Consider the following 13,653-nt stretch of genomic DNA (forward strand, 5'->3'; position numbering starts at 1 on the left):
CGTCACCCCCTCCGCCGCGGGCCTACGATCGGGGCGCCATGACAGCAGCAGAGAAGCATCAGGTAAGCCGGGCATCGGCCTCGCGCCGGGCACGCGGGGGGAGCCGGCTGAACGGGCGCGCGGGCATCCGCGATGTCGCCGCCGCGGCCGGTGTATCCATCACGACTGTCTCCGACGCCCTCAACGGCAAGGGCAGGCTGCCCGAGGCCACCCGCCGGCACGTCCGCGAGGTCGCCGAGCGCCTCGGCTACCGCCCGTCGGCGGCCGCCCGCACGCTCCGCACCGGGAAGTCCGGCCTGATCGGGCTCACCGTGACGACGTACGGCGAAGAACCGTTCACCTTCACCGAGTTCGCCTACTTCGCGGAGATGGCGCGTGCGGCCACCTCGGCCGCGCTGGCCCGGGGATACGCGCTGGTCATCCTGCCCGCCACCTCCCGCCACGACCTGTGGTCCAACGTCGCGCTCGACGGCACCGTCGTCATCGACCCCTCCGACGAGGACCCCGTCGTCACCGAACTCGTGCGCTCCGGACTGCCGGTGGTCTCCGACGGCCGCCCCGCCGGCTCGCTGCCCGTCACCGCGTGGGTCGACAACGACCACGAGGCGGCGGTGCGCGGTCTCCTCGACCACCTCGCCGAGTCGGGCGCCCGCCGGATCGGGCTGCTCACCGGCACCAGCACCGACACCTACACGCGGCTGTCCACCGCCGCCTACCTCGACTGGTGCACGCGCGTCGGCCAGGAACCGGTCTACGAGACCTACCCCGCCCACGACCCCTGCGCCGGCGCGGTCGCCGCGGACCGGCTGCTGGCACGGCCCGACCGCCCCGACGCCGTCTACGGCCTCTTCGACCCCAACGGCACCGACCTGCTCGCGGCGGCGCGGCGCTACGGGCTGCGCGTACCGGAGGACCTGCTGCTGGTGTGCTGCAGCGAGTCCACCGTCTACGCCAGCACCGAACCGCCCATCACCACGCTCTCCCTGAAGCCCGGCAGAATCGGCAACACCGTCATCCAGTTACTCATCGACGCCATCGAGGGCGTCGGTCCGAAGTCACCCGTGCACCAGGTCATGCCGACCGACCTCATCGTCCGTACGTCCTCGCAGCGCCGCCCGCCCCGCAAGACGGTCAGCGCGCCGCGCTCCCCGGGCCCCGAATGACGGCCGCGGCCCCTCCGGGCCGTCCGTGCCGTGCGGCTGACGGACCCTCCGCGCGGGGACGAGAGGAAGATTTCCGGAGGAATGCGCCACCGTCGCGTGCACGAGCCTCAATTGCCACCCCCAGGTGCGTCGCAAGCCGCTACCGGCGTTCCTATGATGGGCGCACGACACCGGGACCCGCCCTCGACCTGTGAAACCGTGGGAGCCACGGACGTGTGGGCCGGCGCAGAGAGGCGACAGGCGGGAACTCCCCGCCGCGGCAGGCAGGGCAAGGTCCGGGCAGGTGCACGGCGGCGCGCGATGGTGGAGGGGTCGATGACTCAGGGGGCCGGTCAGGGACCCGCGATGTGGCAGGGCGGCGGCGCGACCGCGCAGGGGGACGGGTTCGGCGGTGCTGCCGTTCCGCCCGCACCGGCCGTTCCCCCCGCGCAGGCCGGTACGCCCGCACCTCTCCTGCCCCCGGCGGCGGCCTCCGCGCCCGTACGGGAGGAGCCGCCCCGGCCGGAGGAGCCCGACGGCTACACACCCACCGAACGCGACCTGCCGGTCATCACCCGCGACGGGAACGGCGAACCGGAGCCCACCCTCGTGGACGTGCCGAAGCCCGGCACCACCAACGAGGGCGAGGGTTCGCTCTTCGTCGTCGGGGACGTGCACGGCTACCTCGACGAGCTGCGCGAGGCGCTGCGCGGTGCGGGGATCATCGACGCAAACGACGACTGGATCGCGGGCAACGCCCGCCTGTGGTTCCTCGGCGACTTCACCGACCGCGGCCCGGACGGGATCGGCGTCATCGACCTGGTGATGGACCTCTCGGCACAGGCCGCCGCCGCGGGCGGCTACTGCAAGGCCCTGATGGGCAACCACGAACTGCTGCTCATCGGCGCGAAACGCTTCGGGGACACCCCCGTCAACTCCGGCGCGGGCACGGCCTCCTTCCAGGCGGCCTGGCTCCTCAACGGCGGTCAGCGCTCCGACATGGAGCGCCTGCAGGACCACCACGTGCAGTGGATGTCGCGGCTGGACGCGATGGCCCTCGCCGACGGGCACCTGCTGCTGCACTCCGACGCCACCTGCTACCTCGACTACGGCACCACCATCGACGCGGTCAACGACGCCGTCACGGTGGCGCTCCAGCGCAACGACGCCGACGAAACGTGGGACATGTTCCGCAAGTTCACCAAGCGGTTCGCGTTCCGCGACGGCACGGGCCCGGAGAACGCCCGGGGCCTGCTCTCCGTCTTCGGCGGCGAGCGCATCGTCCACGGCCACAGCCCGATCCCGTACCTGCTGGGCGATGTGGGCAGCGAGGACGAGGAGGACGCGCCCGACGTGACCGGCCCGCACGTCTACGCGGACGGGCTGGCGCTGGCCATGGACGGCGGCGTGACCATGGCCGGAAAGCTGCTCGTCACGCAACTGCCGCTGACGGAATAGCCGTTCAGGGGCGGGCGCAGAACTTCACGCACGGGCGCGGACGGCGCGGAACACGTTGCCGGGAAGGGCCAATTACCGGAAACTCTTCATCAAGGGGTGCCGGACTCCCTCTACCATCGGTCCTGCCGCAGCGAGTTCCCCTACCCGTCGCCGTGGCTGCCCCGCCCGCCGACCGGCCTTCACGGCCTTACGGAGCATCGGGGGATGCACATGAACAGCGCTCCGCACCTGTTGCCCGAGGACCGGCCCGAGTTCGAGCGGGCCGTGGACGAGGCACTGCGTACGGCGGCCCGCCGTCCCGCCCTCGCGGGGCTGGGCGAGCGGCTCAAGGCCGAGCAGCTCCGGACCATGGCCCTCAGCGCGGCCAGCGCCATCGCCGGCAACGCCGCCGAGGAGTACGCCCATTTCGTCGCGCTGCGCACCGAGTTGCGGCAGCCCGCCGGGCAGGCGGCCAGGACATCGCGGACGGCCGCTGCCGCCGGAGCCCGTGCGGGTGCGGACGCCGGTTCCGGCGACGCGGCAGCGGACGCCTCCCGCCCGGAGGAGACGGGCCCCGCCGGCGGCGTCCAGGACCCGGCCGAGTCCGCGGGAGCCGGGCTGCTGGCGATGGTGTCCGTGCTGGTGCCGCTGCTCGCGGGGACGGCGGCGGTGATCTTCCTGCTGCTGGGGTACGCGCTGCACGCCGTGACGCCCGAGCCGTCGATAGCCGCCCCCATGCGGGGCGCCGGCTGGGTCTTCGCCGTGCTCGCCGCCGCGGGAACCGTCGTCGGCATGGTCGAGTTGTGGCTGACCGCCCTGCGCAACGGGGCCGGCGCACGGCGGAAGGCGGCCGAGGAGCAGGCGGCTGCCGGCTCGGGAACGCCGGGCCGCGCGGGCCGCACGGAGGAACTCGTTAAGGCACGGGCCGCCTGGCGTGAGGCGCTCCTGGAGCGGGGCATAGTCCCGTTCCTGACCGGCGCCCTCGCGGACGAACCGGGCAGCCGGGCACCGTCCAGCTACGCCCCCGCCCCCGGCGAGGGCCCGGCGGGCGAGCAGCCGCGCGACGGACAGACGCGGCGTGCCGAGCGCACGCCCCGGCTCGGCTACTCGCACCCGGACTTCTCCAGCCGCAGCCCCTCCGACGGCAAGGAGGAGCGGAGCGTACGCCCCCGCTACTCCAGCCCCGACTACTCGAGCCCGGAGTACGGAGGGCCCGAACACCCGCCGAGGTAGGGCCGGTTCAGCCGCCCCCGTTCAGCCGCCCGCCACGTCGAGCGCCTGCCGGACGTCCGCCACGAGGTCCGCGGCGTCCTCCACGCCGACCGACATGCGCACGAAGCCCTCCGGCACGGCGTCCCCGCCCCAGCGGCCGCGCCGTTCCGCCGTGGAGCGGAGGCCGCCGAAGCTGGTCGCGTCGTCGACGAGGCGCAGCGCACCGAGGAACCGTTCCGCCTCCGCCTTGCCTGGCAGCGTGAAGGAGACGACGCAGCCGAAGAGGCTCATCTGCCGCGCCGCCACCTCGTGCGCCGGGTCGCCGGGGAGCCCGGGGTGGCGTACACCGGTGACGTCCGGCCGCTCCAGCAGGGCCTCGGCGACGGCCCGCGCGTTCTCCGCCTGACGCCGGGTGCGTACGTCGAGCGTCGCCAGCGAACGGTGCGCGAGCCAGGCCTCCATGGGGCCAGGGATGGCGCCTACGTGCTTGCGCCACAGCCGGACGGAGTCCGCGAGCTCCTGGTCGCGGCAGGTGACGTAGCCGAGCAGGATGTCGCCGTGCCCGGTGAGCGCCTTGGTGCCGCTGGCCACCGAGAAGTCGGCGCCGAGTTCGAGCGGGCGCTGCCCCAGGGGCGTGGCCAGCGTGTTGTCGACGGCGACGAGGACGCCGCGCTCGCGTGCCGCGGCGGCCAGCCGCCGGATGTCGCACACGTCGAGCCCCGGGTTCGACGGCGATTCGATCCACAGCAGCGACGCCCCGTCGAGCTGGGCGAGTTGGGCGTCACCGGCCGTCGGCGCGGTGCGGACCTCGGCACCGAAGGCCTCGAGCCGCTCCCGCATGGCGGCCAGCAGGTTGTACCCGTCGTCGGGCAGTACGAAGACGCTGCCGGGACGGGCGCGGGAGAGCAGCACCGCGGAGATCGCGCCCATCCCGGAGGCGAACGCGACGGTGCGCGCCGCCTCGTCCCCGGGGCACTCCAGCTCGCCGATGGCGCTCTCCAGGCCGGTCCAGGTGGGGTTGGCGTCGCGGCCGTAGGCGTAGGGGGCGCCGGCGACGTCACCGGGGAGGTGGTAGTGGGCGGCGAAGACGGGGCCGGGCAGCGGCGGGGCGTAGGCCTCCTCGTCGGGAAGGCCCGCCCGTACGACCCGGGTCGCGTCGCGGTCGGTGCTCATGGTGCTCTCCTGTCGGACGGCCGGGCCGGCGCGGGCCGGGCCGTCAGCCCTGGCGCAGCGCGGCCCGTGCCGCCTCCCCGCACTTCGCGCCGTACGCGCCGCCGAAGAGGACCGCGTGCACGAGCAGGTGCTGCAGCTGGTGGAGAGGGACACGCTCCGCGCGGCCCTCGATGGGACGTACCTCTTCGTACGCGGCGAGGATACGGGAGAGCTCGGGGCAGCCGAACAGCTCCAGGAGCGCCAGGTCGGTCTCGGGATGGCCGCCCTGAGCCGCGGGATCGATCAGCCTGGCCCGGCCGTCCGCCGCCCAGTGCACGTTGCCGGACCACAGGTCGCCGTGGATCAGCGCCGGAGGCTGCGGCGGCCCGGCCACCTTGCCGATCTCCTCGCACAGCTGCTCCACGTCGAGGGTGTCGGACGCGGATATGCCGCCCCGGTCGAACGCCTCGCGCAGGAAGGGCCGCAGCCGGTACTCGGCGTGGAAGCGGGGCCAGTCGGCGGGGTCGGCGACGTTCTCGTCGGGGCTCGGCAGGGGGAGGGTGCCCAGGTAGGCGGCTCGTCCGGGGGTGCCGTAGGAGACGGTGCCGCTGATGTCGTGCAGCGCGGCGAGGTCCCGTCCGAACCTCTCGGCCTCCTGGGCGGACGGGCTTCCGTACGCGGGCTCGACCCACTCCAGCACCAGCACGTCGTCGGCGACGGCCAGGACGCGCGGGACCGCCACCTCGCCGGTGACGGCGAGCATCGCCAGCCCCGCGGCCTCCGCTTCGAAGAAGCCCGGCGGCGGGTCTGCCAGCGACTTGGCGAAGACGGTGCTGTGGGGGCCGAGCGGGCCGCCGCGCAGGGTGATGCGCCAGGCGTCGCAGATGTCCCCGCCGGGCAACGGGTACGCCCCGGTTGCCTCGGCGGCGTCGGTCAGCTGCGCCACGCGGTCGGCGACGGCGTTCATGGGTGCTCTCCTGTGCTGTGCTCGCCCGCGAGGGGGCGTCCCGTGCTGTTGTCTCTTCTTCCGCCGCCGTGGGCGGCCGTGCCCGCGCCGCTTCCGCCGGAGTCCCCGGCCCCGCCGTCGCCCCGGTCCCCCGCACGCTGCTCCAGCGTCGCGGCGACCTCGGCGATCAGTCCGGGCACCGCCGCCTCGACGAGCCGGAGGCACTCCTCGAAGCCCTCGGGCCCGCCGTAGTAGGGGTCGGGGACGTCGAAGCCGAAGCCGTCGTCCTCGGCGGCCGTGGGGTCGTAGCCGCGCAGGAGCCGGATCTTCGCCTCGTCGCCCGGTGTGGGCGCCAACGCCCGCAGTTCACGGGCGTGGCCTTCGTCGAGGGCGACGACGAGATCGTGGCCCGCAAATCCGTCCCGGACGAACTGCCGTGCCACGTGGTCCAGTTCGTATCCCGTCTCCTCCAGCAGCGCGGCCGTGCGGGGGTCCGCGGGGTCTCCGGCGTGCCACCCCCCGGTGCCCGCGCTGCTGGTGACGACCTGGCCGTCCAGTCCCGCCTCCGCGATCCGGGCGCGGAAGACGGCCTCCGCCATGGGGGAGCGGCAGATGTTGCCGGTGCAGACGAAGCAGACGCTGTACTCGTGCATGCCGCCTCAGTCCCGGTCGGGCAGAACCATGTGCAGCGCCCAGGCCACGATGGAGATGACGAGGCCGCCCAGGAAGGCCGGACCGAAGCCGTCCACATCGAAGTTGACGTCCAGCTGGTCCGACACCCAGGAGGTGAGCATCAGCATCAGGGCGTTGATGACGAGCGTGAAGAGACCCAGCGTGAGGATCAGCAGCGGCATCGAGAAGAACTTCAGCAGCGGCTTCACCACGAAGTTCACCACACCGAAGATCAGTGCCACGATGATCAGCGTGAGCGTCTTCTCGCCGGTGCCGGTGCCGGTGACGTCGACGCCGGAGACCAGCCATGTGGCCACCGCGAGGGCGGCTGCGTTGGCGAGCGTCTTGATGAGGAAATTCGTCATAGTGTGATCGTGGCAGAGCCGGGCTCCGGCAGCACACGGGGTCCCTGGCGGGCGGACGGAAGAGCGGGGTGGGCAGCGAGATGAAGGAGTTCCGGCTGGACGAGTTGGAGGCCCAGCGGGCCGCCAACGACGGGGCATACCTTCAGTTCCTTCGCGAACGCCACATGTCGGCGGGTCTCTACGCCCTCGACCGCGGCACCGTCGACCCGCAGCAGCCGCACCGGCAGGACGAGGTGTATCTCGTCGTCAGCGGACGCGGGGCGATCACCGTCGGCACCGAGACGACCGCCGTCGCACGCGGCAGCGTCGTGTACGTGCCGGCCGGGACGCCGCACAAGTTCCACCACATCAGCGAGGACCTGCGGATGATGGTCGTCTTCGCGCCTCCTGAGAGCTGACACCGCCGGGTGCCGCGGGCCCGGGCGGTGTCAGCTCTCAGGAGGCGGCCGGACGGGCCGGGCTCAGGGTCGGCGTAGGGGGCGGTTCAGGGGAGGACCGGGGGCTCCGGCCCTCCCGCCGCGGACCGGCGAGTCCTAGCATCGGAGTCGGAAGGCGGCAGGACCTGCCGCGGAGTTCGCACTTCACCGGTCCGCACACGGGCCGGCCGGCCATCGGGAGCGGTTCAATGGACGCCAAGGGGATCATGAGAAGCCTGCCGTGGTGGGTCAAGTGGGTCGCGATCCCGCTGATCGCCGTCGCTGTCTTCGGCGGCCTGATCCTCAGCGTCGTCGGATTCCTCGTCGGGCTCCTCTTCAAGCTGCTGATCTTCGCCGCTCTGGTCGGCGGCCTCATCTACGTCGTGCGGCACTTCACTTCGGCTTCCTCCTCCTCCCGCCGCGACGACTGGTGACGGGAGCGGGCGCACCCTCGCGCCCCGCGTGAGCGGCCGCGGGCGCCGGGGAGGCGCCGCCCGCCGCCCCGGCCGCTGCCGGGACGGTGCCCCGGCGGTCCGCGGACACCACGAGCGCCGCCAGCAGCGTCGTGACCGGGACGGACGCGACGAGGCCGATCGAGCCGACGAGGGTGCGGACGATCTCCTCCGCCACGACCTCGCTCGTCGCCACCGTGGAGACGCTGCTGTGCGCGATGGAGAACAGCAGCATCAGCGGCAGTGCGGCACCCGCGTACGCCAGCACCAGCGTGTTGACGACGGAGGCGATGTGATCGCGGCCGATGCGCATGGCCGCGCCGTACAGCTTCCGCCAGCCCGCCCCCGGATCGGCCTGCTTCAGCTCCCACACGGCTGACGTCTGCGTCACCGTCACGTCGTCGAGCACGCCCAGCGAGCCGATCAGTACGCCCGCGAGCAGCAGACCCTGGATGCCGATGCCGGGGAAGAGACCGTGGACGAGGCCGGTCTGGTCGTCGGTGTTGCCCGTGAGCCGTGCCCAGTCGATGAAGAGCGAGCCGAGCACGCCGATGAGCAGCAGCGATATCAGCGTCCCGACCACGGCCACGGAGGTACGCGCGGAGAACCCGTGGCAGAGGTACAGCGTCGTCAGCATGATCGCGCTGCCTCCGACGACCGCCACCACCAGCGGATTCGAACCCTGCAGTATCGCGGGCAGGATGAAGAACGACAGCACTGCGAAGCTCACGGCCAGACCGGCCAGCGCGAGCATGCCGCGCATCCTTCCGACGAGTACGACGAAGAGCGCGAACACGCCCGCCAGCAGCACGACCGGGACGTCCCGGTCGACGTCGACGACGCTGTAGCGCAGCTCGCGAGGGGCGTTCGCCGCGTACGCCACCACCACGTCCTGCCCGGCCGAGTAGGTGCGGGTGGCGTCGGGCGGCACGACCTCGGTGAAGGTGTCCCCCTTGTCCTTGCCTTCGGCGACCTCGACGGTCGCCTTGCGGCAGGCGTCGCCCTTCCCGGCCCGCCCCTGCGCGCCGGACTCACCGGGCGGCTGACCGGGCTGGCCGGTGGGCGGCCGGACGTTCACGTCCTTGCAGTCGACGACCTTCACCGCCGTGACGCGTGCCGCGAGGGTGGGCCGGTCGAAGCCGAGGCCCGTGTCCTCGTCGTGGCCGGGGACCCCGCCGGGCCAGAGCGAGACGAGGCCGGCGGCGACGGCGACGGCGAAGGGGATGAGCACCGCCGCGATGACTTTCCGCAGGTGGCGGGAGACGGGGGCAGGGGGCCCGTGGCCGTGAGAGTGGCCGTGGCTGTGGGCGTGGCCGCTCGCGGGGGCGGGGGCGGGAGCATCCGCGGAGGAGCGGTCGCGGAGGCCGGCGCGGGCGGGGCCGCGGTCCGGGCCTTCAGCATCGTGTCCCGTGTTTCCGGCGGGGCTGCCGGGACGGAACGGAGGTGTCGGTGTCACGCCCCGATCATCGCAATACCGGAGGCGCTCTGGTCAGTCCTGTTGCCATAGCACTAGCGTGAGTACGCCTTTGCACATCGCGGGAGCTCCGAGCACGGGGCTGAGAGGGCGCTGACTTCCGTACAGCCGTTCGCGCGGAAACGGAGAAGGCTGCGCCGACCGCCGAACCTGTTACCGGGTAATGCCGGCGTAGGGAGTTGGTCGCATGACCATGCAGGATGCACACACGCCTTCGTCCGCCGCGTCCGGGCCCACCGGGCTCGGCTGGCACAAGGGCTACTTGAGCGGTTCGCGCCCCGACCTGCGGGTCCCGGTCCGCCGCGTGCACCTCACCGACGGCAAGGACGTCACGCTCTACGACACGTCCGGGCCGTACACCGATCCCGCCATCGAAACCGACGTGCGCCGCGGCCTTCCCCCGCTGCGCCAGAACTGGATCATCGAACGAGACGACACGGAAGAGTACGCGGGCCGTGAACTGCGGCCCGAGGACGACGGAATCAGGCACACCACTCCACGGGGAGGCGCCGTCCCGCGCGGCCGCGTCGGCGGCGGAGGCGAATCTGCCGGGCTCGACGGACTCGACGCCGTCTTCCCCGGCCGCGCCCGCAGGCCCCGCCGGGCACGGTCCGGCGGCCACCGGGAGGCCGTCTCCCAACTCGCCTACGCCAAGCGCGGCCTGGTCACGCCGGAGATGGAGTACGCGGCGATCCGCGAGAAGCGCACGCCCGAGTTCGTACGCGACGAGATCGCCGCGGGCCGTGCCGTCCTGCCCGCCAACGTCAACCATCCGGAGACCGAGCCGATGGTCATCGGCAGGAACTTCCTCGTGAAGGTCAACGCCAACATCGGCAACTCGGCCGTCACCTCCTCCATCGAGGAGGAGGTGGAGAAGATGACGTGGGCGACCCGGTGGGGCGCCGACACGGTCATGGATCTGTCCACCGGCCGCAACATCCACACCACCCGCGAGTGGGTGCTGCGCAACTCCCCCGTCCCCATCGGCACGGTGCCGCTCTACCAGGCGCTGGAGAAGGTGAACGGCAAGGCGGAGGAGCTGACATGGGACGTCTACAGGGACACCGTCGTCGAGCAGTGCGAACAGGGCGTCGACTACATGACGGTGCACGCCGGGGTGCTGCTGCGCTACGTCCCGCTGACGGCACGCCGCAGGACCGGGATCGTCTCGCGGGGCGGGTCGATCCTGGCCGCGTGGTGCCTGGCGCACCACGAGGAGAGCTTCCTCTACACGCACTTCTCCGAGCTGTGCGAGATCCTGCGCTCCTACGACGTCACCTTCTCCCTCGGTGACGGGCTGCGACCCGGCTGCGTCGCCGACGCCAACGACGCCGCGCAGATGGCCGAGTTGGAGACGCTGGGAGAGCTCACCCGCATCGCCAGGCGGCACGACGTGCAGACCATGGTCGAGGGCCCGGGCCACGTGCCCATGCACAAGATCAAGGAGAACATCGACCGCCAGCAAGAGGTCTGCGACGAGGCGCCGTTCTACACCCTCGGCCCGCTCACCACGGACGTGGCCCCTGGCTACGACCACATCACCAGCGGCATCGGCGCCGCCATGATCGGCTGGTGGGGCACCGCGATGCTCTGCTACGTCACGCCCAAGGAGCATCTGGGTCTGCCCGACCGGGACGACGTGAAGACCGGCGTGATCACGTACAAGATCGCGGCCCACGCGGCGGACGTCGCAAAGGGCCACCCCGGCGCCCAGGACTGGGACGACGCTCTCTCCGACGCGCGTTTCGAGTTCCGCTGGGAGGACCAGTTCAATCTGGCCCTCGATCCGGAGACCGCCCGGTCGTTCCACGACGAGACGCTGCCCGCGGAGGGGGCGAAGGTCGCCCACTTCTGCTCGATGTGCGGGCCGAAGTTCTGCTCGATGAAGATCAGCCGCGACATCAACGAGCGGTTCGGCCCCGGCGGCGGTGAGGAAGGTCCTCTCGGGCAGGAGGAGATCGAGGCAGGCATGCTCGCCAAGTCCCGTGAGTTCGCGGAGGGCGGCAACCGCGTCTATCTGCCCCTGACCGAGCGCTGACGGAACCCGGGTGGAAGGCCGGCCGCCCCGTCTCGAACGAACGGGGCGGCCGGTTCTGCGGGAGGACGGTCACGGCAGCGCTCTGAACTCCGGGCGCGACGCCGACAGTTCGATTCCCAGGGGCTGTCGGACGGGCTTCAGCAGGGCTTGATGCCCCGCACGCCCGCCCAGCCCGCGATGATGCGCTCCCTGGAAACCGTCTGTCCGGCGGGAATGGTGAGGCAGTCCTCGTCAGTGGTACCCGCGAGATCCAACTTGCGCTTCACCGCCTTGTTGTGGCAGTTGCGGATGTCGTAGTAGACGACCTTCAGGGGCCCGCCCGGCACGTCGCCCACCGTGTAGCTCAGTCCGCAGGGCGCCGCGGCCACGGCCTCCGATGTGCCGGCGACGACCATTCCCGATGCCAGTACCCCGACGGCTGCGGTGGAGACGGCGAGCCGCTTGAAAATCCTCTTCACAATGCACTCCTTTTCCCCTGGACCCACGGCCAGGAATTCGATGAAGTCTGGTGCCCGTGCCAGAGGACCGTCTCAGCCGCGGATACCGGAAGGCCAGGAGTCCGGACGCTTTCGGAGAACTTCGGATATCCTCGGACACCGGTTCCGGCCCGTGGCAGGCGAGGTTCCGATTCGCAGAGGCCAATTCCGTTCAAGTGGGTGCAGATGGTCGACGACAATGACGAACCGGACGCGCACGAGGTCCGGGCGGCCTTCTTCCGTGACATCCGGGCGCTGCGGGCCGGCGCCGGGAATCCCTCATTCCGCAAGATCGGCAACGACGCGCACTGCAGCCACGACACCGCTCATCGGCTGATCGAGCAGGAAGTGCTCGTCAAGCAGGTCAACGCGGTGGACATCGCCGCGGCCCTGGGCGGCGACAGGCAGGAGTGGGCGGCGAGATGGGCCGAGGCGAAGACGGCCGAGAAGCGGATCGGGGAGAAGAAGCCCGGGGGGCGGAGGCCCGCGACGACGGCAGCGGCTGTGACGGCGGCGGCCCCGGCGGAGACAGCGGAGACGGAGACAGCGGAGAAGGCGGCAACGGAGGCGGTGGCGGAGGCGGTGGCGGAACAGCCGGCCGCCTTAGTTGCCGGCCCCCCGTCCGCGTCCGAACCGTCCGCGGATGCCCCTGCCTCGCGCCGGTTCCGGCGTCCGCTGATCGCGGCGGCCGCCGTGACCCTCGTGTCCGCGGTCGCCGTCGGAATCGGCCTCGCGAGCGACGGCGGACGGGACGAGCGCTCCCGCCCGCTCTTCGCGGACACCTGCGACGGGCCGATAAACCTCGGCCGCCAGAACGACAAGTGCGTACGGGAGGTCCAGCTCCTGCTCAAGCGGGCGGGCGGTGAACTGGCCGTGGACGACTCGTTCGGGCCCGAGACGCTGAGACGCGTCATCGCATTCCAGGTCCTTGCCGGAATAACGCCGAACGGAGTCGTGGACGACACGACGAAACGGGCACTCTACGAAGAAAGGACGCACCTCAGAAGCTGGTCCGAGGAGCGCGTCGAGAAGCGAATTCGCGAAGTATTCGAAGAAGCACCGGACCGCGCGGTGGCAATAGCCCGCTGCCAGTCGAATCTGGACCCGCTGTACATCCTCTCCAACAACAACGGAACCCGGAACTGGGGGGTTTTCCAGCTTTACGAGGCCCGCGTCGAGCAGATGGGCGGCACACCGCGAAAGGCCCTGGACCCGGAATGGAACATCAAGGCCGCGCACCGCATGTGGAAAAAGCACCGCGACTTCCGCGACTGGCAGTGCGACAAGTTCGAGAAGACACCGGAGAAGTAGGGCCGCAGGGCGGCCCGGAGGCGACCCCGGAGGAGGGCGGACCGGAGGGCGGCCGGGTTCACAGCCGGCACGTGCGGACCCTGGACGGACGCACCGACCGCGTCACCGCACTCACGTGGACGCCTTCGGGCGACGCGCTCGCGGTGGCCGGGAAGCGGGGCGGTACGCCTTCGACGCGTCAACCACGGTCAGGGGACGGGCTCTTGAACGGGAGCCACGCATGTGACCACTGCCGCAAGTCTCCGGACGGCCGGTTGCGCGCTGCGCCCCGCATCAGGCATACGCCGAGGCACCCGCGCCCCGCACGCAACAGGCGGTTCGAGGCTCCCCCCTCATGCCTCGAACCGCCCGGTTCCACGGTTCAACGCGCGAAGAACCGTTCAAAACCAGGTTAGTTGACTCTGCGTCGATGTCCAGTGACTGTCGCGACATTATCGATATAGCTCTGAGGAGATTTTGGCCGACGTTCCGCATCCGCGGCGGGGCCGGTCCTGCGCCGCCGCGCGGGCCGCGGCGTACGACGGGCGTCCCGGCGGAGGAGTTTGACGCGTCCCACCGCG

Annotated in this window: 13 protein-coding genes and 1 riboswitch; of the genes, 7 read left to right on the top strand and 6 right to left on the bottom strand. The window is 71.7% G+C overall.

The genetic code is table 11. From position 1 onward, the window contains the following. The first annotated feature begins 38 nt into the window (after positions 1-38). From H181DRAFT_RS07965 to H181DRAFT_RS07975, 3 genes are all read left to right on the top strand, one after another. On the top strand, positions 39-1,163 hold the full coding sequence (locus tag H181DRAFT_RS07965) for a LacI family DNA-binding transcriptional regulator (RefSeq protein WP_045863601.1): 1,125 nt from the start codon (positions 39-41) through the stop codon (positions 1,161-1,163). A gap of 300 nt (positions 1,164-1,463) precedes the next feature. Next, positions 1,464-2,600: a metallophosphoesterase gene (locus tag H181DRAFT_RS07970; RefSeq protein ID WP_045863602.1), complete on the top strand. Its 1,137-nt coding sequence runs from the start codon at positions 1,464-1,466 to the stop codon at positions 2,598-2,600. A 204-nt stretch (positions 2,601-2,804) separates the two neighbouring features. Beyond that, entirely contained in the window at positions 2,805-3,812 is a 1,008-nt protein-coding gene (locus H181DRAFT_RS07975; RefSeq protein WP_045863603.1) for a hypothetical protein, read from the top strand. A gap of 21 nt (positions 3,813-3,833) precedes the next feature. On the opposite strand, the gene H181DRAFT_RS07980 is transcribed toward H181DRAFT_RS07975, so the two are convergent. Genes H181DRAFT_RS07980 through H181DRAFT_RS07995 form a run of 4 tightly spaced genes read right to left on the bottom strand, consistent with a single transcriptional unit; the run spans position 3,834 to position 6,926 of the window. Continuing rightward, the gene (locus tag H181DRAFT_RS07980) at positions 3,834-4,964 is read right to left on the bottom strand and encodes a cystathionine gamma-lyase (protein ID WP_045863604.1); all 1,131 of its coding nucleotides are present in this window, start codon (positions 4,962-4,964) and stop codon (positions 3,834-3,836) included. Between the two features lie 43 nt (positions 4,965-5,007). Continuing rightward, positions 5,008-5,910 (bottom strand): fructosamine kinase family protein, encoded by a 903-nt coding sequence (locus H181DRAFT_RS07985; RefSeq protein WP_045863605.1) that lies wholly within the window; start codon positions 5,908-5,910, stop codon positions 5,008-5,010. Further along, a complete protein-coding gene (locus tag H181DRAFT_RS07990; RefSeq protein ID WP_074467768.1) occupies positions 5,907-6,542 on the bottom strand; it encodes a low molecular weight protein-tyrosine-phosphatase in 636 nt (211 codons plus the stop codon). The genes H181DRAFT_RS07985 and H181DRAFT_RS07990 overlap by 4 nt, the downstream gene beginning before the upstream one ends. A gap of 6 nt (positions 6,543-6,548) precedes the next feature. Beyond that, positions 6,549-6,926, bottom strand: coding sequence for a phage holin family protein (locus tag H181DRAFT_RS07995; RefSeq protein ID WP_045863606.1), 378 nt, complete (start codon positions 6,924-6,926; stop codon positions 6,549-6,551). Positions 6,927-7,006: 80 nt separating this feature from the next. On the opposite strand from H181DRAFT_RS07995, the gene H181DRAFT_RS08000 reads away from it, so the two are divergent. Continuing rightward, positions 7,007-7,324 carry a cupin domain-containing protein gene (locus tag H181DRAFT_RS08000; protein WP_045863921.1) on the top strand — a complete coding sequence of 106 codons (318 nt, stop codon included), beginning with the start codon at positions 7,007-7,009 and terminating at the stop codon, positions 7,322-7,324. 227 nt (positions 7,325-7,551) lie between these two features. After that, positions 7,552-7,776 carry a DUF5326 family protein gene (locus tag H181DRAFT_RS08005; RefSeq protein WP_045863607.1) on the top strand — a complete coding sequence of 75 codons (225 nt, stop codon included), beginning with the start codon at positions 7,552-7,554 and terminating at the stop codon, positions 7,774-7,776. Here the strand turns inward: H181DRAFT_RS08005 and H181DRAFT_RS08010 are convergent. Then, the gene (locus tag H181DRAFT_RS08010) at positions 7,736-9,250 is read right to left on the bottom strand and encodes a YibE/F family protein (RefSeq protein WP_078895591.1); all 1,515 of its coding nucleotides are present in this window, start codon (positions 9,248-9,250) and stop codon (positions 7,736-7,738) included. The genes H181DRAFT_RS08005 and H181DRAFT_RS08010 overlap by 41 nt on opposite strands. Positions 9,251-9,319: 69 nt before the next feature. Continuing rightward, positions 9,320-9,463: riboswitch (TPP riboswitch) on the top strand. Here H181DRAFT_RS08010 and thiC point away from each other — a divergent pair. Further along, the gene (thiC, locus tag H181DRAFT_RS08015; protein WP_045863609.1) at positions 9,456-11,306 is read left to right on the top strand and encodes a phosphomethylpyrimidine synthase ThiC; all 1,851 of its coding nucleotides are present in this window, start codon (positions 9,456-9,458) and stop codon (positions 11,304-11,306) included. It overlaps the preceding riboswitch by 8 nt. A gap of 137 nt (positions 11,307-11,443) precedes the next feature. Here the strand turns inward: thiC and H181DRAFT_RS08020 are convergent, their stop codons facing one another. Continuing rightward, a complete protein-coding gene (locus H181DRAFT_RS08020) occupies positions 11,444-11,764 on the bottom strand; it encodes a hypothetical protein (RefSeq protein WP_045863610.1) in 321 nt (106 codons plus the stop codon). Between the two features lie 204 nt (positions 11,765-11,968). On the opposite strand from H181DRAFT_RS08020, the gene H181DRAFT_RS08025 reads away from it, so the two are divergent. Beyond that, positions 11,969-13,093: a peptidoglycan-binding protein gene (locus tag H181DRAFT_RS08025; protein WP_052708499.1), complete on the top strand. Its 1,125-nt coding sequence runs from the start codon at positions 11,969-11,971 to the stop codon at positions 13,091-13,093. Positions 13,094-13,653: the final 560 nt, after the last annotated feature.

Origin of the sequence: Streptomyces sp. WMMB 714 (assembly GCF_900090125.1) — a bacterium.
GTDB classification, from domain to species: Bacteria; Actinomycetota; Actinomycetes; order Streptomycetales; family Streptomycetaceae; genus Streptomyces; species Streptomyces daqingensis.

Excerpts from the sequence above, each read along its gene's own strand:
- H181DRAFT_RS07965 (WP_045863601.1), top strand. The coding sequence starts at position 39 with ATGACAGCAGCAGAGAAGCATCAGGTAAGCCGGGCATCGGCCTCGCGC.
- thiC (WP_045863609.1), top strand. The coding sequence starts at position 9,456 with ATGACCATGCAGGATGCACACACGCCTTCGTCCGCCGCGTCCGGGCCC.
- H181DRAFT_RS07980 (WP_045863604.1), bottom strand. The coding sequence starts at position 4,964 with ATGAGCACCGACCGCGACGCGACCCGGGTCGTACGGGCGGGCCTTCCC.
- H181DRAFT_RS07970 (WP_045863602.1), top strand. The coding sequence starts at position 1,464 with ATGGTGGAGGGGTCGATGACTCAGGGGGCCGGTCAGGGACCCGCGATG.
- H181DRAFT_RS07975 (WP_045863603.1), top strand. The coding sequence starts at position 2,805 with ATGCACATGAACAGCGCTCCGCACCTGTTGCCCGAGGACCGGCCCGAG.
- H181DRAFT_RS08005 (WP_045863607.1), top strand. The coding sequence starts at position 7,552 with ATGGACGCCAAGGGGATCATGAGAAGCCTGCCGTGGTGGGTCAAGTGG.
- H181DRAFT_RS07995 (WP_045863606.1), bottom strand. The coding sequence starts at position 6,926 with ATGACGAATTTCCTCATCAAGACGCTCGCCAACGCAGCCGCCCTCGCG.
- H181DRAFT_RS07985 (WP_045863605.1), bottom strand. The coding sequence starts at position 5,910 with ATGAACGCCGTCGCCGACCGCGTGGCGCAGCTGACCGACGCCGCCGAG.
- H181DRAFT_RS07990 (WP_074467768.1), bottom strand. The coding sequence starts at position 6,542 with ATGCACGAGTACAGCGTCTGCTTCGTCTGCACCGGCAACATCTGCCGC.
- H181DRAFT_RS08025 (WP_052708499.1), top strand. The coding sequence starts at position 11,969 with ATGGTCGACGACAATGACGAACCGGACGCGCACGAGGTCCGGGCGGCC.
- H181DRAFT_RS08000 (WP_045863921.1), top strand. The coding sequence starts at position 7,007 with ATGAAGGAGTTCCGGCTGGACGAGTTGGAGGCCCAGCGGGCCGCCAAC.